Origin of the sequence: Bacillus cereus group sp. BfR-BA-01349 (assembly GCF_022663795.1) — a bacterium.
Taxonomy (GTDB): Bacteria; Bacillota; Bacilli; order Bacillales; family Bacillaceae_G; genus Bacillus_A; species Bacillus_A cereus.
Genome location: NZ_JAKUGE010000027.1, coordinates 15316 through 36192, shown reverse-complemented (window position 1 = coordinate 36192; position 20877 = coordinate 15316). Strand labels below are relative to the sequence as shown.

Genomic DNA, 20877 nt, shown 5'->3' with positions numbered 1-20877 from the left:
AAAGCCGTATTTTATGCAAAATAAAAAACAGCTTATGGCTGCTTTGGTTCCTCATTTATTAATTGTTGTACTAATACCTTTAATTCAGCAATTTCAGCTTTTATTGAAACTTTCTCAAGTTTTTCTGCTTCAAGTTCTTCTTTAAGAGTATCAACTTCCTGCTTCAACATACCGTGGTCAAATTGAAGATTTTTAACTTCAAAGTGAACTTCTTGTATTGCTTGAATAGAAATTGAAACCGAACTATACAGTGTTACAGCGTCTTTCTGTGGTGTGGTGAATACATCGTCAGAGTCCTCCGCAATCATACCGTAATTAATTGGAAGTGTAATAGACTCCCCTGACTCGAAGCGTTCAACATCTCTTATAAAGTGATACTGTTTGATGTTTACAGAGTTGATTTTATCTAAAGCAGAGAATGGAAGGTCTTCTATGTCTGTTTTAAGCGTACGAGAAGAATTAGGGATAAATTCTTGCGCCCACATACGCCCTGTAGCGCTAATGTTCTCTTGCGCTCGTAATGTTCTTAATTCTATATCTTTCCATCCCTTACCCATCATATCTTTAATCTGGAAGCCATTGTTATAACCTTGCACAATGCTTGACCTTATCATTGCATTACCCATGATTAAATCATGATCGGTGGCGCCGTTTACGAAATGTATTTTATAGTCACTGCCTTTTCTTTTGAAAGTAAACTGCCCCGCGTTATTTGTAAAAATATGTGGTTCAGTTGTAGTTACAGAGAAGTAACCATATCCTGGAGCCCATCCTTCAGATTCAAAAATAATATTATTCAAGTTTTGAAAACGAAATTGTCCATCTGAATATACGCTCAGATGTCCACCGTCATTATGCATTTGAATATAGTTTGACCAAATATTAGTTCCTTCTGCATTTTCTCCTTTAGAAATCCCAAATTTTGCATATGCTTTAGAAGGTTGATCAACTCCATTAATTCGCGGCATGACTTGATAAATATAAAATGATCCTGTACCAGCGTATTTTCTATTATCAGAACCAAGGACTAATGAAGGTTGAATACTTCCATCATCTGTTTCCATAAATCCTATATAGCCACGTGGCTTATCTAAATCGAAAATCTTCATGTCTTGTTTATTTATTTCAACAAATCTGTTTCCACTCGTTTTAAGTGTTACTCCTTCTAAAACTTTTCCTTTGATATGATTTGCTGTTATAAAACCTACTAAGTTAATCCTATTTGCATTCAAAGTAATGTTTTCTTTACTCATATTGAATGCTGCGATTACATCATTTTCTTTTACAGATATACTAACGCCCTTTTCAGTTAACTGAAGACGGGTTTCCATATCTCTTACATAAGATGATGTGGCAAATTGCCCATTTGCTTGCTCTTTTGTATATACCTCTGTCTTTTTGGCCGAGGCATTGATACCCTGTTCATTGATAATAAAGCGGTTATCAATCAAAGTCATTTTTTGATTGAATTGCTCGGTTGCAAGTTTGTTAGCTAGTTCGCCCAACAAATCTTGTTTATTTTTATCAACTGTTTGCTTCAACTCTGGAATCTTAAATCCAGCAACATAATCCTCTACTTGTTTAAGTTCAACTTTACCTTCAAGTGCTTTCGCAGTATTTTCCCATCCAGCTTTCGCCTCTTGTAATTGTCTTCCTTGTTCTGTCTGCGTATTTTGTATGAAAGAGACATTTTGTTTAATAGTAGTTGCATCTTTTTCTACAGTAGCAACACGTTTATCAAACCCATTTTGATTATTTTCCACTTTTGTAATTGTTTCTTTAATTCCATCCACACTTTTTGTAATTTCAGTTGTTTTCTGGATGAACTCATCCGTTGTTACCTGCTCTTCAGGCGGTGCTGTCCAATCCTGCGGCTTATTCCCTTTATACAAGGCAACCCATTCCACAATAGATTTCGTATTACTACTCGGATAATTATATAAGCTTAACTTTCGTTCATTTCCACTTGTAGCCGCAACAGCTTTGAAGGTTACATACGTTATTCCATTCGCGTAAACACTTGTTGCATATCCAACATTACTAGACCCGCCATTCTGCCAAATCCCAAATTTCTGACCTTGCGGGACACTCCCTTTCATTACAAAGGTATATTCCTCACCTGTAGAGAAATTTTCAGTAGAATTGTATTGATTGATTAAATAATCGGTTTTCTCATATTTAACATTTGATTTTAATAAAAGATTACGTCCACCAGATTTATCGTTATTAACTTTCTTTTCTACGCTTTGCAACTTCTCACTAATCTGGCCAGCTTTTTCTGTAATTTCAGTTGTGGTTTTCCTTAGATCATTTGTTGTTTGCTGCACATCAGAAATATTCTTCTTTGTACCTTCTATAGTTTGTTCGACTGTATTTAATGTATTGCTGATATCATTATCTTTTTTTGTTAACGATTCAATAGAAGTTTTAAATCCATTAGAATCCTGTTCAAACTTAGTTACTTTTTTATCGATTTCACCTTGTTTATTTTCGATATTAGAAATTGTACGACTGACACCTTGTAAACCTTCCTGTACTTCATTGAATTGTCCTGTAGCTTGATTCTGTGCTTCTTGTACCTTTTTGTTTAATTCTGCTTTTGTGGACTCAATATTTTTATTAGCCTGTTCAAGTGTTTCTTTCTTAACCGATTCAACATCTGGTACAACCGATTCCCAAACTGTACCTGTCCATATTTTTAAAATGCCGGGCTTTCCATTACTAATATCACGCCATAGCGTTTTATTAGGTTTAAGCCCTGTTGTTGGTGGATTCTTAGCTTCTATGATTTCAACAGTATTGTTTTTAATATTCTCTTGTACCTTTTCAGCAAGTGTTTTCGCTGCTTCTGATTCTTTCTTAGCGCTACTTGCTGTTTCATTAGCTTCTTTCACCAATTTATCTAGCTGATCCAGCATCTCTTGTTTCTCACCGAATTTACTAAGGATTCGGTTGTAAATCTTCCGTAATTCCTCGTTTTGGTCTACTATCTCTCTATAATCCCCAAATTCGTATTTATCTTGTTCAGGATCAGTGAATGATTCGTCACCAGCAATAACACGCGCTTCAAGATATAGCTTAGGTGTGAAGCCTGTATCTTTGATTCGGATTGTATCTCCTTCATTGATTAGTTCATGCGCTAGTCCGAAAATACGACCGATTGATTGTGCCTCTACTTCATACGAAACTGAAGAATTAATACGTTTTTTCAGTTCTATTTCCATTAACGTCATTAAACGTTGTGGCGTCATATTTAACTCTTCTGTTTCTGGCGTATAAAAACCAAACTTATGCTTACCACGTTCGTTCCATCGTTGAAATGCATCATTATCGACAATATACGGAAGTCCCCTATTAATACGTTCAATAGTGATTACACTATCGCCTTCACCTTTTACAAATCCGACTAACGCTGTACAAATATCTCTTGAATGTTCAATACGTGTAACACCTATCAAATCTTTACCTAACTCTATTTCTTTGCCAGTGTCTCGGCCACGCCTTTGAATCATATCGACATACCATCCAACTATTTGTGACCCTTGAACCTCAACACGATATTGAATTTCTAATTTGAACAAAGAAGCTATTTTCTTCAAAAAGGTTAACGGATCCATAAATTCATCAATGGTCATAGTATGAAAACCTGCATAATCTGTTTTTCCACGTTTCCATTTCATGCCTACAAGAGCCATATCGATAAATTCGTTTACTGTTTTACCTTCTATCCTTTGTGGTTTTATAATGCCTGATTTAGCAATTTGAACCCAAGCTCCTGAAGCATATGTGGTAATGGATCGTTTGTCTGAATTCTTCTCTGTTTCTGTAATGACATATGGTACAACTCTTCCATCGCGAACTTCTTTTAGAACAAGATTTTGTTGTTGTAACGTAGCCGAATGAGTTGTTCCATCAAAGACAGCAAAATCCAACATATCAACATTGTTTTTCAGTTCCCAATGCCTTTTGTCATCCCAATAGTCATTTGGCTGGATAGCTGCAACGATTTGATCTGTTTTGAAATCCACAACATGCAAAATCCCGCTTGGTGTTCTCATCTGTATCTCTCCCTATAACTAACAGTTGCTTTAACATCTGGTGGCATTATATCGATACGATTCTCACCACGTATTACAGTTGGAAAATTACTAAAAATGTCTTTTAAATTAATCGCATTTTTACCGTTAATGGTTACAAGACTTTTTTCTGTATCAATTATAATCTTGTCTCCTGTATCAAAAATGTAAGGTGGATTATTTTGAGTATTTAAATTCACTTTCCAGAATTTCAAATCTGAAACGGTCATTGCTTCTACTGGCGGTACATCTTGCCATTGCATAATACTAATCTGGATTTGTGCTGCTTTTTCCATATGATAATTATTTTCATCCGTCCACCTTGCAAATCGTTCTGAATCATCCTTTTCTGGCCCCGGAAGGAATTTCGAGATATAAGCCTCCCACACATTTCCCGTTCTAGCTATCCACAATCTTCCGTAATATTGATTCCATGTATTCGGATAATCACCACTCTCATAAATTAAACCTATTTTTCCCGGCTTATTATCATATCCAATTACCATTGTTCCGAAATTTTGTTCAGCTTGCCAAAACACATCAGACATAGCAATTTTTGAAAGCACCTTGCTATTTTCATCGAGTATCGCTATCTCAACCCGTCCCATTTCATTGATTCTTTTACTCTTACATGTAACGTAAGCTTGCATAATAAAATCTTGCACTGGGCCACCGGGGATATTTTTTTTAACAGCTGCACCATGCCACCCTTTCCCTGCACTAGTACCAAAATCAGAACAATAAAATTGATATTTATCTGATTTCATTTCGCCAATCGGTTCGCCATCTTCCATCGAACTGACTTTACTCCAACCTACAGTGTTAGCCATTTCATCCCATATAAGCCTTTGATTTCTTTCAACAGGTAGTTGCTCTGTTTTCAACGGATAACCGATCCTAAAATAATCACGATTATACGGATACTCACCAAACCATACATCTAAAAATGTACTCGGTTTCTTGGCCTCAATCTCAATAATTGGAGGCGCTTCTACATTACCTTGATTGACGAAAGAAGTAGTGATTTCAGTGGACCAGTTTTGAGTAAACGTATGAGCATTTTGTTTACCTAATTTATACGGCATTGGACAAACAAAAGTAATAACACCTCTACCTCTATTGACTATTTCGTCCAAATCGACAGAACCATCAATTAATGCTAAATAAGTCCTATCTAACTCATCATCAAAAATAAGTTCAGCTGGTTGCTCTGTATATAGCCAATCCGCTAAATCTTCTTTTACCTTTTGTAAATCAGCCATATCTTTTTTCGCTTTAATCACAAGAGGAACATCAATACGTCGTTCCTCCGTTTCGGTATTAAGAAAAAGAGCCCCTGCACGATGAGGGACTCTTACCAATCTTCTTTTTATCGGAGCCCATGAAGGGCGCTTTCTTCCAACTAGCATTTGAACATAATCTTTTCTAATCTTATTAAAAGTAAAACTGAGTTTCCCCAACATGTTCACCACCCTTAAAATTCCGCTCTTCTTTTTTGTTCACGATCTTGAAGCTTTGTAGTATAAGTGTAACTTCCATTTGCCAACTCTTTTCCATCTAAAACATTGGTCATATTCAAAGTGAGATTTAGTTCTTTTTCAATTTGATTCGCATAACTACGTTGCTCAGATGATTCTAGTGGTCTATACCAAACTTCTCCTGGATTATCTGATAAAACTTCTCTCCATCTAGGGAAGCTTCTAACCTCATTGATTGAAAGACCTTCAAATCGTTCCATTTGAAGGCCAATTTCTTTCACAACGTCATGCATACTTTCTGGTATATGTGTAAGCCAATCATTTAGATAATCTCCGTCTACAAAGATAGCATTAAAATATTTCGATAGCGGATCATCCCCATTAAATTGGAATATATCACTTTCCGAAATTTTACGTAAGCCATCGGATGCCATACCTGAAAATGCTGATCCAATGTTGCTCATTTGATAATTCAAGGCACCTACAACTCGTTTCGCAGCGTCTACTACAAATACTTGTCCTTTATCTATACCAACACCAAGACCTTCTGGAACGGCACTTCCTAAAGGAATCATAACTTTTGATGGACTGTTTATATCTAATGCTCCCGCAATTGTATTTTTAATCTCTCCAGCTATGCTTTTCGCCTTACTATATAAACCACCTGTCGCATCATCTAACCCTTTTTCAAGGCCTTCTATAATTGACTTACCAATGGAACGTAAATTTATAGATTTGAAAAATTTTTCAACTGTATTCCACTTATCTTCAATGCCGCGTTTTATTTCTTCCATTTTATCTGTAACAATTTTTTTCTTTTCTTCAAATTTCTTTGAAACTGTATTTTTTATTTCATCCACCTTACTGTTTGCGGATGTTTTCATATCCTCATATTTGTTGGTAACATCTGACCACATTTCTTTCATTTTTCGAACAACGTCATCTTTCATAACCTGATATTTTGACTTTACTTGACCAGTTTCCCAATCTACTTGATTTGCGTGTTCACCAGCTTGTGCTTTAGCTTCATCCACGATTTCCCTATGCTTGTCTTTTGCTGTAGAGACTGTGCTATTATATTGACGATTCGCTTCTGCAATAGCTGCATCCGCTTCTTCTTTATTAAGCGTTCCTGACTCATCCCGTAGACGTATCGCATATGCTATTTTATCATCTCGAGTCTTTTTCGCATCTTCAATAACCTTATCTCTTGCTTTGGCACTATTTTCAACAACTTCTGCTGCTTGTCTAGCTGTAATTTCACTAGCTTGTACACGCATATTCTCATAAATAACTTTTTGTTCCATTTGATTTTTAGACAAATGTTGGATAGCCGTCCTATCCATTTCGTCTTGTAAGGCTTGTAAAGAAATCCTTTCAGATGTAGTAAATTCACGCTTTTCATTTGCTGCTGTTTGAATGATTTCTTTGATTTTATTTTCTTTTTCTTGTGTTTTTAACTTTTCTTGTTCGTAATGTTGATTCATTTGTTCAATCCGCTTATTTTCTTCTTCCGCGGTTAACACATAAGAATCCGCAAAGAACTTTTTAAGCCCCTCAACTTCTTTTTGTTGTCTTGCATTTGTTTTTTCTATAATCGTGTTTCCTAACTTGTCATATTGACCAATCAACTTCTGTGACTGTTCTTCAGTGATCACTTCATGGTTCAATCTAATTTCAGTTAACTTTTGTCTAATGCCATCAGACAACTTAAAATACTCACCAAGGACTTTCTTTGTGGATGAGCTTACTTTCCCCTCTGTATTCGTAGCAAAGCGATCTACAGAAGCAATGCTGTCTTCAGTTGCTTTTTGATACCCTTTATATGCTAATACCCCAACACCAACAGCGGCTGCTACTACACCTAAAGCTATTGCTACTGGTCCTAAAACTGCGGTTAATATTCCTAAAACTGCTCCCGTTACACTAGTAGCTGCTGTAGCTACCCCCATTGCTATTGCTAAAGAACCAATACCAGAAACAACCATACCGATCGCCCCCATTATTACTCCAATAACAGTAGCAACCGCTGTTAAAGCAAGAACAATACCACCTGTAATCGCAATAGCCTTTTGTACTGGCCCTGGTAATGAGTTAAATCCATCCACAAGTTTCTGCAACCCAGCAACAAAAACACTAACCACAGGGGCAAGCGCATCACCAATTGTCTTTTTCATTGTCGAAAACGCTGAATCTAGTAATGTAAGACGCCCCTTTAATGTATCAATCTTAGTGGCTGCAACCTCAGCTGCTGTCACTTTTGACATCGCATCCCACATGCTGTTTACCCCATTCGCACCTTCTTTGAAAAGAATCGTTGCACCACGTACAGCATCCGATCCGAATAACGTTTCCAAAGCCATACTTCGTTGCTGGTCTGTTAAATCTTTCATTGATTCATGAAGTGTTCCTGAAATATTTTCTAGACTTTGAATATGTCCTTGTTGATCATAGAATTTTGAAGATAAGAAAGCCGAACTTGTAGCTAATTCACGGAATGTTGTATCGCACTTGTCATTCCACTTTTTCGCACCTTCTATTTTCATGACATAGCCTTCTAAAGCTTGCTCAATATCACCGACGCTCCTTGAAGCTGGTTGTATACCATTTTTAACAAGAAAATCATAACCAGCTTGTGCATTATAAGTAATTAATCCTAAATCCCTCATTTGATTATATGCTTCTTTTGTCGTTGGATTTAAGCGCATAAGCATTGTTTTTAGTGAAGTACCTGCATCAGAACCTTTTACATTCGTTATATATGAGCTCTTTATCTCATATTCTCCAATTTTCACTGGAGTATCGGACTATATCATCATCCTCGCCTTACACGTTAGGATGGGACGCGCTCGTGGGGTTTTACTGTCCGTTCTGGACTCCATACCCTAGTCTCTGAACCCTTCATTTATTCCTAAATAACTCGGCTGCTGATTAGCATAGTTATGTAACCTTAGCTTCCCAGCAATTCACGTCCTTTACGTTGCGAATCTCGTCGCAACGGGGCTATATGTTAACCCATTCTGAGCAAATACGGCTAAAGTTGTAGCTGTATCTTTAAATGTCATCCCAGCTCCTGCTGCTACTGCTGAAGAAGCTGAAAGACCGTATTTTAATTCGCGTACATCTGTCGCTGAAGCATTAGCGGCTCCAGATAAAATATTTGCTGCATCCGCAACAGAAAGATGATCTGCTTTAAATGCATTTAAGGCTGTGGATGCAATCTCCGCCGCTTCACCTAATTCTAGTTCTCCTGCTGTCGCTAAGTTAAGAGCACCTTCTAACCCACCATTTATTATATCTGTTAAACTAACTCCGGCTTTTATTAATTCCTCTATACCTTGTCCTGCTTGAACACTAGAGTATTTTGTTGTTTCTCCCATGTTGACAGCTAATTCGCTTAATTTCTTCATTTCTTCTCCAGTAGAGCCAGACACAGCTTTCACATTGGCCATTTGTTGCTCAAAATTCATGGATTCTTCTACAGCTGATTTTAAACCCCGACCTATTGCATAAGTCATTCCGCCAAACACCATACCGATTTGCATACCAGCATTCTGCAAATGATTACCTAACGTCTCCATACGAGTACCGAAGTTTAATAAACGATTTCCTTGTTGTTCTAATTCATGGTTCGACTGACGTAATTCGTTTTCAAATCGATTTAGTTCACCTGTTGCTCGATGGATTTGTTCGGCGTACCGCTGCGCTGACTGACTTGCTTCACCTTCTTCAGTTTTGGCACGATTATAGGCTTGTTGAAGTTCCCTGATCTTCTCTTTTTGTTTATCTACCATACGAGATAAAACATCTACTTTAGCTCGTGTTTGTTCTGTCGCATTAGAAAAACCGCCCATGCCTGTTGTAATAGACTGAAATTCAGCCTGTAGAGATTTTAAAGAGTTGTTTAACTTATCCATCCCTTTTTGTTCAGCTTGACGGTTTACTTGCTTTAATTCATTTTCAAATCTATTTAAATCAGCAACTGCTTTATTCACTTGCGAAGCATATCGCTGGGTTGCTGCATCATTTTCACCTAACTTAGCCTTATTTTGATCGTAGGCTTGTCGCAAAGCTCTAACTTTTTCTTTTTGCGCTTCAATAAGCCTGCTGAGTGTATTCATTTTCGCTTGCGTTTGTTGACTAGCATTTGCGAAGCCACCCATTCCTGTACTTACAGATTTCAGCTCATTCTGTAATGTTCTAACCGCACGTCCTGAGTTTGCTATACCTTGACGAAAATTCACATTATCAAGGGACAGCCTAACGACTAAATTATTCATTTCATTCGCCATCATCTTCCCCCTTATTAGATAATGTTTTCTGCTGGAACTTCCATTTCATTTAAATTCTGATTTCCACTATTTGAATGATCTTGTTCACGATATTTTTGATTTAGCCTTAAATAATGCCAGATATCCATTTCGTTATCGATATGATGGTGTTTATACCCCTGACGTAATAAAGAGAGGTAGAGCTCGTCCATAAACTCACTGAACGTTAGCCCCCCGCCCTCTACGCGTTTGGGTTTGTTTCTTCCCCAGTTCCTGGTGTACCACCAGCCGCATCTACTGTTGCATTGATAATTGCATTAATTACATCGGAAGTTGTGGATAAAAATTTACGAGCATCCACGCCGTCCCAATATTGATCTAATGTAAATTGTTCACCGTAAACTTTCACTACATATTGAACCATTTTATCCATATCCTCAGGGCCTGGATTATTTGGAATATCAGCAAGCTCAGGCGCCTGACGGATTAGACGTGCTGGAATAAACTCCGGTAAATTAAAAGTTTTCTTTTCTTCCTTGATCATTAATGTTAATTTCATGGCTTTTCCTCCTCGTTAATAAAAAAGAGAGAGCTCTTGCTCCCCCTTACTTTCCTACTGGTGTTGTTGCTGTTTTTTCATATACCTTTTTAAACCAGTTATCACCAACGGCTTTTGTAAATGTAGGCTCATCGGCATCAGCTGTAAATTTTGGTCTATCATCAAAGTCTCGTTCAATAAATGAACCTTTCAGTTTTGTTGTTTGGAAGTTAGGCTTATCCTTCTTCGTTTCGCCTTCTTCTTCCTCTTGTGAAAGCTTCCCTTTTAATAACCAAACATATCGATATTTCCCATTAGCCTTTAAGAAACGCCAGCCGATTGCTAAATAAGGCTTTTCACCTTCGCGTCTCTCATCTAGCACACCGTCTTTCACTTCTGGATACCCTTCAATATCTGCTTTTGTTGATAATGAAATACTACGAAGTTCAATCTCTACTTCTACTTCCCCATCAGACTCAGCAATTTCCGATTTTTTGTTATCGCTCCACATAATCTCCGAAGCTACCTTTTTAGAAGTTTTAATCTTTACAGCGCCTTCCATTTCTTTCACTGCACTATAGTCAACACCTGTTGCATCATCTTTTAATAACTTTGCGTAAACAAGGCTATCTACACCGACAGTTGAACTAATTTTAATCACTTCTCCGGCCATCTATAACTCCACTCCTTTTGCGAATCCCATCGCGTAATGAAAAATTTGTGTATCATCTTCATATAAATCAGCAACCGCATAGCGTGAAAAACCAATACTTTTCATGATTTCATTTACTTTTTGATGGATTGCTGTTGTACTACCTTTTGACCAAATATCGATTTGAAATGTGATTTCACTTTCATTTTCTTCATTATCCGAAAATCCATCTGGTCTATTGTCTAGTTCAAAAAACGTAATACGCGGAAACTCTTCAGCATTTTTAGCTTTACGATAATAAACACGTCTTCCGCCTAATAAGGAAACAAGCTCCTGATTATTTTCAAGAGCTTGCACGATTTCAGGTCGTAAATTTATCATACATTCAACCTCATTTCATTCTTCAAAATATCTGTCATAGCACGAATTGCCGCTTCTTTTGAAGAATTAAATCCAGGTTCTATAAATGGCTCTGCTGGCATTTTAGACGTTCCCCATTCTAAGAACTTTCCGTAGAAATAGGGGGAACGATCCGCTTTATCTATCCCGATTTTAATCGTTTTTATGCCGCCTTCCATTTTAGCTTTTGTAACTCGTATATTATCAGCCAAATGTTGTCCTGTACGCCACGGTTCACTTTTTGTTGCTTTTTTAGGGCTATCACTCCTTGGGGCTATTTCAGAAATAGCTTTTCGAATAGGTTCTCCACCTGCTGCAAGAGCTTTATCTTCAATCTTTTCCCCACGTAGACCCATTTGCTCTAATTCAGATATCAAGCGATCAAAACCTAAGAAATCAACACCATCAGCCATTCATTCCACCACGCTTCCACATGATTGATAAAGTGTGTTTTTCAGTTGGAATAACTGAAATAATGTCATACATTACGTTCTTATACTTAATCTTCATATCAGCATTCACATCTGCGCGAAATCGTATTTCCGTTTCACCCTGAACTTCACTATTAGCTGATGCTGCTTCAAAGTATTTTCTTCCCTTTAAAAAAATAAAAGAGCCCCATACAGTAAAAGAATCCTTATAACCTTCTATTGGATCACCGTCTGGGCTCTTTGCTTCATCGTCTTTCACTTGAAATGTAAGACGTTTATCTAATTTACCTGGATTCACTTGCATCACCACCACAATATTGCAACTGAACTAATATCGACTGCAAACTAAATGCTAATTGTTCAGCCTTTCCAACTGCTTCACGATTTTCATGCCAATGAGCAATTAAAATACGAGCTGCTAATTTAGCAAGCTCGCTCTTCAAATCTACATTTTTACTTGTAGCATTTTTAATATATATTTCAGCTGCTATTACGAAAGATGTAATGAGATCGTCCTCTTCATCACCATCCACACGAAGATACTTTTTTGCTTCTTCTAATGTTAGTACCAAGAAGAACCCCTCCTACATCATTAAGCTTTAGCTGTAACTGTAATTTGGCCATATACAACCGCTTCTGTATCCCATAACGTAACGTCTTCACGTTCAATTGCTCGGAATTCTGTTGTATTACCTCTCCAAGCACTTCCACCCTCTTTTGTCATATCAAGCGATAACTGCTGTCTATCCCATAACACAACTGCTTCTTTCAGGTCCCCAACAATAAATGGTGCTTTACCATCTTTATCTGTAGCAATTGTCTTATTGGATAAAACAATAACGGGCTTTCCTGATAATAGCTTACGTGTTGGATTTGTTGGATCTGGTTGAAGAAGTGGACGGCCATCTTTATCTTCTAATTGATCTAAGTAATTGAATCCATCTTGGTTTGTAATAATGTTTGCTACAGCCGAGAAAGCTGGATCTAATGTGACATTTAATGCTGTTTTAATGCCTTTATAATCCTTTAAATCAACTTTTGTTAATTTGTTGATTTCTTGTAAAATTAAATAATTACGAGTTGCAATAGATTTCTTCGCAATCCACTGACGTAAATAAGCTTCTAGCGCTTGATCCGTATCATTTAATAAATCATTTGGTACAGGTAGAAATCCTGCATAATCCTCAATAACATACGGTAAACGATCAAATTGTGGTGAAGCAATTTCTTGCATTGCATTTGGGTTTCCATACTCAGATAATGGAGCGAAAGGTGTAGATGCTGCCCGTTTTTCTAATGTGCGAGCTCCCTTATTCGTTGAAACAGGTTGCACATTTACATATTGCTCTAAGTTATCAACCGTTTGTTTTAATTGATTAATCGTTGTCGTAATATCTTCCGGAACAATATAACCGCCATCTTTACCTGTATTCTCAGATAATGCTGCTTTGTATTCCTGCATAACGCTTGCTTCTTCATGACTTAAATTTTGACCACGTATAGCTTTCATAAACACTTCTTTATACGATGAATCTTCATTTTTAACTGATGATGGAGGCAAAACTTTTGCTTGTGAATTTACAGGGTCAGAAACTTGAATTTGCATCATTGCTAGATAGTTATCCAATTCATTTTTCGCGTTTTTCGCTTCCTCAATTTTTGCCTTTGCATCTTCATATTTACCGCTGTTATTAAACCCTTCCGCTTTCGCTTTCAAATCAGCAACTTTTTGTCTTAATTCTTGTTCACGTTTATCCATTCCGTATTTCCTCCTTGTTTTGGCACAAAAAATAGACCTATAGCTCTAACAGGTCTAGTGCGTTTTGAATTTTTAGTTGTTCATTATTGTCTTTCTTTGGAATAGAAGGAGCTTTTGCTACTACTTTACTAGGTGTTTTCTGATATTTATCAAAGTAATCACTACTACAAGCTGCGACTTCTTTTGCTTCCACAACTTCAATATTGAAGTATTTTTCAGCTTCTTCACCACTTAACCAGGTCTCAGCATCTACTAATTGCTGAATTACTTCAATTTCGATGCCTTCTTTCAAGTTTTCTTTGTATACATTCATAATTCCAGCCTCAAGATTATCCAAGTCCTCTGCCATTTTACGAAGTACATTTGCATTCCCTCTACTTACAGTCCATGGTTTATGGACCATTAAAAAAGCATTAGAAGGGACAACAACACGATCACCAGCCAAGGCGATTACGGAAGCGATAGAAGCTGCAACACCGTCCACATAAACAGTTTTTTGCGCTTTATTACGTTTCAACATGTTATAAATAGCTAAACCAGCGAATACAGAACCACCACCACTATTTACATAGATATTTAAATTACTTTTATCATCCAACTGCCCTAAAATATTTTTCACATCATCCGGCATCACATCGGAATCGTCCCATTTCCATCCGGTATTGTTTATGATGTCACCATAAATGAATAGATCAGCTGAAGAATCTGTTTGATTTTTAATTGTAAATACGTCTTTAATCGTCTTCATCTCCCTTCTGTAACACTCCTCCATTAGCTTTTGCCAATTGATATTCGTCTGCGATTTCAATAGATACATGGTTTAAGTCAACACGGTGTTTATCACCGTATTCCCCAATCCCGTCCATATCCTCCAGTTCTAGCACCTGGTTAATTGAAAATGCACCAGCATCTAACATAATTTTGTAGAATTCTGCTCGTGATTTAGAATCAGCACGTAATAAGCTTGTTAGGTTAAACTTCAAGTAATATCGTTTTTGCTCATGAAACGAAAATGATTTATAAGAAAACTCTTCTTCATATTGAATAAGAATTGGACTCAATGTATTTTGAATAAAATCCAACGCTTGTTGCTCAATATTGGAGAAAGTAGCACGATCTAACTCATTAATCATATGCAAAGGAATATTAAAAATATTTGCAATCTCACCTTTATCAAACTTCATACCTTCGATAAATTGAGCATCTTTCAAAGGCATTCCAACCTTTTCAAACTCTAGTCCAGCATCTAAAATAGCTATTCTTTGCGCATTATTCAACCCTGTATTTGCTTCTTCCCAGGCATCACGAAGTTTATTTTTAGCCTCTTTATTTAAAGGTTGTTCTGTTTTTAATATCCCGCTATGCGCTGCACCGTTTGTAAAGAATTTACCTTTAAACTTTTGGGCCGCCTGTGAGCTACCTATAGACTCTCTTGCAATTTGAATAGGAGGTTTCCCCCTTAAACCATCAGTAGATAGTGTAGTAAGATGGATTATGTCTTCATCAGGTATTTTTATAGGTGTACCGTCTGGCAAGCTCGTAAAATACCATAGTTTATTGGTCTTTAAGTCCACCGTGGGCGTTGTAACAGCTGGATTTAATACCCACAACTCTTTTGGCCTTCCATCTACACCCCAATGAATATTGATATAGGCATTTCCCCATGTATTTCGATGTGTTTCGATTAAATGTTTAAATTTAAATGGGCTGTGGTAAGGATTCGGGCGTCTTTCCAAAACAAACGATACTTGATGTGCCTTATCCCGTTCCCTTCCCTTCGCTGTCTTTTTAAACGTTTGAAAAGGAAGCATCGCAACACTATTTGCAAGGATATTAATACATCGATAAACCGTCGGAACACCTAAAGAGGATTCAACCGTTACCTTTTCACCGCTTGCGGCTTGATATCCAAATAAACTTTTAAACCAAGGAGAAGGATTTTTTAAATCTGTCGTATCCTGATTTCTAAATAACTGCCGAAAAATCAAAAGTTTCACCTCCTTTCTATCTTCTTATCATCACCACCCCCAACATTGTGAGAATAATCCCTAGCAGATACCATCCATAAATCGGGTTAACAAAAAAAGTCGTCCCTACAATAATGGACAACCCCGAAATCAATAGAATATCTTCTAAAATACTTATAAAAAACAACAAGAATCGCATGTCATTCCTCCTAAAATGAGAAATCTTGACTTAATATATAGGAATTTAAGTCCATCTCACCAGAATTGAGCATGCATCGAACATGCGAGTTAATAACAGCCGCTATCGGATCAATTCTTTCTGTAGTTTTCGACTTGTCCAACATGATATTTTCGTTCGCATCCTGTTTTGTTATAGCATTACTCGTTGCCCAGTTCAGCACAGGGTTGTTATTATGGATGACATTCTTTTGATACACTTGTTCACGAAAATCCTTTGTAGGGCCTGATAAAGTTGCCATCCCTTGGCGTATTTCTATCATGGTATACCCTTCTGTCTCCATGTCTTGCATAAATTGCGTTGCATTCCATGGATCAGCACATATTTCTTTAATCTTAAATTTATGGTCTTTTTCCATATTTCTAATATGCGTTTTAATATATTCGTAATCAACTACTGCACCAGGTGTTGTTGTGATCCATTTTTGTTGTACCCACAGATCATAAGGAACTTTATCCGTTTTTCTCTTTTCAGCTAACGTATCTTCTGGCATAAAGCTATGACTAATTACGATATACTTATCATCCTTTTTAAATTCAAATGAAATACTTGTTAAGTCAATTTTTGCTGATAAATCGACACCTACTGTGCATTCCAACCCTTTTAATTCTGATAATTCCACAGTTTCTTTGCAATCTTTCCATTTTTGCATATCCATGTAGCCATTTTCTTTCATATCTACCCATCTATTCATGTTTTTCGTGAGATAATTACGCATTTTCTCAGGTACATCAAGGGCTGATTGAAGTTCTCCCTTTAAGAAAGTACGTCCTTCTTCATAACTACATAGGATTGGGTTTGCTTTCTCCCACACTTCTGGATTCGTAATCTCATCATCTTTATCTAACTCATTAATCATGACAAAGTATTCTTCGTTTTCAATATCAATATTAGGGTCCAAAATCTTAGAAACATATTGATACTCCACACGATAGCAAGGATGGCTCAAGTTGAAACCAGCTGTTGTAATAATCATCATGAGTGGATTCGGACGAGCACCTGAACCTGACACCAGAACATCATAAATTTCAGAGGTAGGATGGGCATGATACTCATCAATAATCCCGCACTGAACATTTAGTCCATCCCCGGATTTTCCCGCATCTTTTGAGAGCGCGGAAATAAAAGAATCTGTTTTGAGATGCTCAATTTTCCCATACGCAATATTGAATTTTTCTTTTAGGTCTTCGCACCCATTCATTTGCGCTTTAATTTCGTTCCAAACAATTTTACTTTGCTCTGTTTTTGTGGCACCAACATATACTTCAGACATATTCTCACCAAAGGCCATTGCTTCATATGAGCCCACGCACGCTAAAGATTGTGACTTTGCATTTTTACGTCCGACTTGCCAATATGCCTTTTTAAATCGACGTAACCCTGTATTTCGGTGCACCCATCCATAAATATTGCTAAATACGAAAATCTGTATGGAATGTGGTTCAATTCTCTGACCTGCTAATTTTCCTTTTGTATGTTTAAAAAGAGACATCCACTTTAAGAAACGAAGCGCCTTTTCTTCCTTAAAAACATATGGAAAATCTTCAGAACCTTCACACTCAATATCTCTTAAAAATCGCTTACAAGCTTGTTTATGCTTCTGACAAGCAACAACTTCACCATGTAATACATCGTCACAGTAGTCCAACATCCATTCTCTAATCATGTTATACGTCAAACTCCTTTTCTACATTTGTTTTCGGATCTTGTTTACTATTTGGAATGACAATTTTCGCTCTTGCACTTGGTGTAAGACCAAACTCAACAGCCAAAGCCTTCATTTGTTCATGCAACTGCTTCTTCTTTGTAAGTAGTGGATGTGGAACTTTATTGGTTTCAGCTGCCTTATTAGTATATTCAACAAGAAGTCCTTCTTCTCGGATAATTTTGGTGCATTCAACATAGTCAGAATAAGCATCACAATACGTTGCTAATGCATTCACATCTATGTTCGTAATTACGTCTAGCTCCAATAATTCACCAGCAATTCTCCTAAACTCTTTCTTTGCAACTGAATCTAACCACGTTGGTGGCTTTACCTTGTCTTTTTTTGCTTGTAACTGTTTTTCAGCTTTTAATCGTTGTTCAATTTCATCTTTTGTCAATCGATTTGTATTACCTTCTAATAAATGCAAATGAATCGGCTTCGCTTTCCTTCCTATGCGAACCACCTCCCTCAGCTGAACCCCCTTTTATGGAATAAAACGAACTTTTTACACGGAAAGCTAGGCGGCGGTCTCCAGGAAGTCGCCTTTTGCTTTTTCATAGTGGGGGGATGTTTATGAATTTTTTCTTTCGAATTAATTTTTGTTTTTCTTCTCATCTTCTTTTGTTTTCTTGTTGTGGCAAGCATGACAGAGTGTTTGTAAATTAGTCGGTTCTAATCGTTTCGACCAATCAACTCGAATAGGAATGATATGATCGACTACATCACCTATCTTAATGATGTCCTTGCTTCTACATTGAACACATAAGCCATGATCTCTACGATAAATAAGCTCACGCATATCCTTCCACAGTCTTGAGTTGTAGAATGAACGTGAGCTTTTGTTTCGAATATGTTTGTCGTAATATCTTACGGTTTCTTTTTCCTTTTGGATATGTTTAGAACAATACTTATCCCGTGTTAGTTCATTGCAACCTAATGACTTGCACGGCTTGAATGGTTTACTTGGCACCTTCCATCCTCTTCCTCAATCGTTTCATTTCATCCTCGATGGCCAGATTCTTTTTATTAATCCGTTCATGACACTTAGCTATATCCGCTTGATGCTTACGAATCTTATCGTTCACATATGCAGCCACATGCTCATGTTCGCAATGAGGACATGTGAAGTAACACTTCTCAATGCGATTAGAAAGCTGTGCTACTTTTGGTTGCATATTGTAATCTTCATTGCAGTTAGAACAGTAGACTTTCATCTATCCTCACCTCATTTAAAAGAATATTCTAATTATATATTTACAAATAAATACAAATTGTTATAATAGAATTAACATTGCCATTTGGAAAAGTAATTCGCCCCCCAAGCGAGTTGCTTTTCCTTTTTTTATAGCTATTTTTCTAAGAATTCATCCACCGCTTTACCAAGCAAACTAATCATTGCTTCTCTCTTTTGCTTTGGTGTTGTATTATCTTGCATTTCATTAAAGATAGGAAGTACTCTTTCTAATTTCTGTTTATCGATGCGTTCATTTACAAGGTCTTGTCCTAGCATTGAAATGAATGTACCAATTGCAACCGCTTGCTCTTGTTTATTTAGTTTCATTTTTTATCACCTTAGGTTAAAGCCTTTCTCTAGTTTCAGTAAACTCACTAACTTTTTTAGCTATTGCTTTATCATTTAAAACAACTGGAACTTCTATAAATAAAGAATCCTTTTTATTTGTAAGTCTACCCATAACCTTTTCTAACTTCTCTAACGCTTCCGCACATTCATTTGCAGCTTCTGTTACTTCCTTAATCCCTTCTAATGCTTCAGTTGTATCAGCAGTTACTTCAATAATCAATTTGTTATTAGCCATTTTGTGAATCCTCCTCATATTGTTTAATTAATTGTTGAACATGAGTTATACCAACTTTCGTCGCTAACGTTTCTTCTAACATATTGACCTTTCTATTCAATGCTTCTACATTCGTTGAAACATTAAGTAAAGCTTGTTTCATACCATCATTATCTCTTTGTAAATCGTTAACGCTTCTTTCTAAATTAGCAATTATTTTTGTTATAGATTCCATCCTTCATCCTCCTCCGAAATAAAAAGCAGATACTCAGCTACTTGATCAATCACAACTTGACGAACTATCAAATGAACTTCCTAAATCATGCGATGAACATGAAGTTGAATGATTACTATTATAGCCACCATAATCTGAACTAGAGCTTATTACACTTGCTGTTGTCGTTTGGATTAACAAATCATTATTTGTACTTTCAGCATTCCTTTTTATATTGCTTTGAGCAACTGCCTTCTTCCGTTTCTTTCTTTTGAAAAAGAACATATTTTTTCACCCCCTTAAAAATAAAAAAAGCACCTGCTATGGATGCTTTCCCTTCAATCTTTCATTATTTGTTTCCACTCTAAATACGGAAGGAACGGTCTTTTGTCTTCTTATACTAAATTCTTCAATTGTTGCTATATGCTGAGGATTTAAATTAAATTGCATCTTACTCCCTGTTTCTATATCTATTTGTGGAACAAGAATAAACTTATTGTAAATTTCCCCATCCTTATCTATAAGTTCCTTTTCAATCAAAAGACTAGGCTGGATTGGCACAATATATTCATTTCCATTGGATAAAATAATTTTAGAATAGCCACTCATCCTGATTACCACCCTTGCTCCATAAAATGACTGACTTATATTACATTGTTGTATACCTATTTTCACTATTTATATTAGATTATTTGTACTTTTAATACATATTAATTCTAAAAGGAGTACTTCATGAAGTTTGCACACTGTTTGTTATTTATTTTTGCTCTTCTCATACTTATGTTTATGTGGTTCGCTTAGTAATAAAAAAGAACATCCAAATGGATGCTCCTTTTATGGACGGTATCATTTAATCAGTACCATCTGCTGGTTTCGGATTTTATGTGCCGTCATTACGAACCGTTTAGAATTCAAGAAAAACATAGTGAGTTGTGTTTTCCGCCACTTCTCATAATACAAATATAACATGCTTTTATAAAAAACGTCGGCCTTTTTCCTGCCAAAAAGCGGTCAAAATTCTGCCACTTTTTTTATCCTCCTCATTTCAAAAGTTTCCACTTCACTTGTCAGTTCTACTTCAACCCCGAGAAACGTCTGATCCAAGTTCTTAATTTTCTTTTCAATTAGCCAATCAGGGTAAGCTAATTGCTCTAATACTGTTTTATAGTAATCTTGGTTTAACCTTAATGTGTTTGGCTTTTCTCCTTGCTGCATTTGATATTGAACCAATGCTTGTAACAACTCTTCACACATCATCTGTTCCACCTCTCATTCATTCTATATAACCTTTATACGTCATGTGCATATTTTATACCTTCCAATTACCCATATGTTTAATTGTGTGTCATT

At 36.5% G+C, this 20877-nt stretch carries 22 protein-coding genes and 1 pseudogene; all 23 read right to left on the bottom strand.

Annotation, left to right across the window (positions count from 1 at the left end; all coding sequences use genetic code 11):
- Positions 1–32: 32 nt before the first annotated feature.
- The gene (locus MR169_RS16175; protein WP_042597919.1) at positions 33–4058 is read right to left on the bottom strand and encodes a phage tail spike protein; all 4026 of its coding nucleotides are present in this window, start codon (positions 4056–4058) and stop codon (positions 33–35) included.
- Positions 4055–5539 (bottom strand): distal tail protein Dit, encoded by a 1485-nt coding sequence (locus MR169_RS16170; RefSeq protein WP_242319661.1) that lies wholly within the window; start codon positions 5537–5539, stop codon positions 4055–4057. The genes MR169_RS16175 and MR169_RS16170 overlap by 4 nt, the downstream gene beginning before the upstream one ends.
- An 11-nt stretch (positions 5540–5550) precedes the next feature.
- Complete coding sequence (locus MR169_RS16165; protein ID WP_134207682.1) at positions 5551–8349, bottom strand: phage tail tape measure protein; 2799 nt, start codon at positions 8347–8349, stop codon at positions 5551–5553.
- A 183-nt stretch (positions 8350–8532) separates the two neighbouring features.
- A pseudogene (locus MR169_RS28340) lies at positions 8533–9846 on the bottom strand (phage tail tape measure protein); the annotation flags it as partial.
- 220 nt (positions 9847–10066) lie between these two features.
- Positions 10067–10384, bottom strand: coding sequence for a phage tail assembly chaperone G (gene gpG, locus MR169_RS16160; protein WP_042597911.1), 318 nt, complete (start codon positions 10382–10384; stop codon positions 10067–10069).
- Between the two features lie 46 nt (positions 10385–10430).
- Positions 10431–11036, bottom strand: coding sequence for a major tail protein (locus MR169_RS16155; RefSeq protein WP_042597910.1), 606 nt, complete (start codon positions 11034–11036; stop codon positions 10431–10433).
- Complete coding sequence (gene gp17, locus MR169_RS16150; protein ID WP_242319660.1) at positions 11037–11396, bottom strand: tail completion protein gp17; 360 nt, start codon at positions 11394–11396, stop codon at positions 11037–11039.
- Positions 11393–11827, bottom strand: a complete 435-nt coding sequence (locus MR169_RS16145; protein ID WP_000763219.1) for an HK97-gp10 family putative phage morphogenesis protein — start codon at positions 11825–11827, stop codon at positions 11393–11395. Before MR169_RS16145 ends, gp17 begins: the two co-directional genes overlap by 4 nt.
- A complete protein-coding gene (locus tag MR169_RS16140; RefSeq protein ID WP_042597906.1) occupies positions 11820–12143 on the bottom strand; it encodes a phage head closure protein in 324 nt (107 codons plus the stop codon). The genes MR169_RS16145 and MR169_RS16140 overlap by 8 nt, the downstream gene beginning before the upstream one ends.
- Positions 12130–12417 (bottom strand): head-tail connector protein, encoded by a 288-nt coding sequence (locus MR169_RS16135; RefSeq protein ID WP_006919625.1) that lies wholly within the window; start codon positions 12415–12417, stop codon positions 12130–12132. Before MR169_RS16135 ends, MR169_RS16140 begins: the two co-directional genes overlap by 14 nt.
- Before the next feature lie 20 nt (positions 12418–12437).
- Entirely contained in the window at positions 12438–13604 is a 1167-nt protein-coding gene (locus MR169_RS16130) for a phage major capsid protein (protein ID WP_016097358.1), read from the bottom strand.
- 37 nt (positions 13605–13641) lie between these two features.
- Entirely contained in the window at positions 13642–14352 is a 711-nt protein-coding gene (locus MR169_RS16125) for a head maturation protease, ClpP-related (RefSeq protein WP_042597903.1), read from the bottom strand.
- Positions 14339–15592, bottom strand: a complete 1254-nt coding sequence (locus MR169_RS16120; protein WP_062804419.1) for a phage portal protein — start codon at positions 15590–15592, stop codon at positions 14339–14341. Before MR169_RS16120 ends, MR169_RS16125 begins: the two co-directional genes overlap by 14 nt.
- A 188-nt stretch (positions 15593–15780) precedes the next feature.
- Positions 15781–17475: a terminase large subunit gene (locus tag MR169_RS16115; protein WP_042597899.1), complete on the bottom strand. Its 1695-nt coding sequence runs from the start codon at positions 17473–17475 to the stop codon at positions 15781–15783.
- 1 nt (position 17476) lies between these two features.
- A complete protein-coding gene (locus tag MR169_RS16110; RefSeq protein WP_062804311.1) occupies positions 17477–17980 on the bottom strand; it encodes a phage terminase small subunit P27 family in 504 nt (167 codons plus the stop codon).
- A 129-nt stretch (positions 17981–18109) separates the two neighbouring features.
- Positions 18110–18487 carry an HNH endonuclease gene (locus MR169_RS16105; protein WP_042597898.1) on the bottom strand — a complete coding sequence of 126 codons (378 nt, stop codon included), beginning with the start codon at positions 18485–18487 and terminating at the stop codon, positions 18110–18112.
- The gene (locus MR169_RS16100) at positions 18477–18731 is read right to left on the bottom strand and encodes a hypothetical protein (RefSeq protein WP_042597896.1); all 255 of its coding nucleotides are present in this window, start codon (positions 18729–18731) and stop codon (positions 18477–18479) included. Before MR169_RS16100 ends, MR169_RS16105 begins: the two co-directional genes overlap by 11 nt.
- Positions 18732–18865: 134 nt before the next feature.
- On the bottom strand, positions 18866–19078 hold the full coding sequence (locus MR169_RS16095; RefSeq protein ID WP_000773601.1) for a hypothetical protein: 213 nt from the start codon (positions 19076–19078) through the stop codon (positions 18866–18868).
- A gap of 16 nt (positions 19079–19094) precedes the next feature.
- Positions 19095–19334 carry a hypothetical protein gene (locus tag MR169_RS16090; RefSeq protein WP_042597894.1) on the bottom strand — a complete coding sequence of 80 codons (240 nt, stop codon included), beginning with the start codon at positions 19332–19334 and terminating at the stop codon, positions 19095–19097.
- Positions 19327–19548, bottom strand: coding sequence for a hypothetical protein (locus MR169_RS16085; protein WP_016098393.1), 222 nt, complete (start codon positions 19546–19548; stop codon positions 19327–19329). The genes MR169_RS16090 and MR169_RS16085 overlap by 8 nt, the downstream gene beginning before the upstream one ends.
- 45 nt (positions 19549–19593) lie before the next feature.
- Positions 19594–19812, bottom strand: a complete 219-nt coding sequence (locus MR169_RS16080) for a hypothetical protein (RefSeq protein WP_033669512.1) — start codon at positions 19810–19812, stop codon at positions 19594–19596.
- Between the two features lie 36 nt (positions 19813–19848).
- Positions 19849–20136 (bottom strand): hypothetical protein, encoded by a 288-nt coding sequence (locus MR169_RS16075; protein ID WP_000017440.1) that lies wholly within the window; start codon positions 20134–20136, stop codon positions 19849–19851.
- Positions 20137–20538: 402 nt separating this feature from the next.
- Entirely contained in the window at positions 20539–20781 is a 243-nt protein-coding gene (locus MR169_RS16070) for a hypothetical protein (protein WP_000333056.1), read from the bottom strand.
- Positions 20782–20877: the final 96 nt, after the last annotated feature.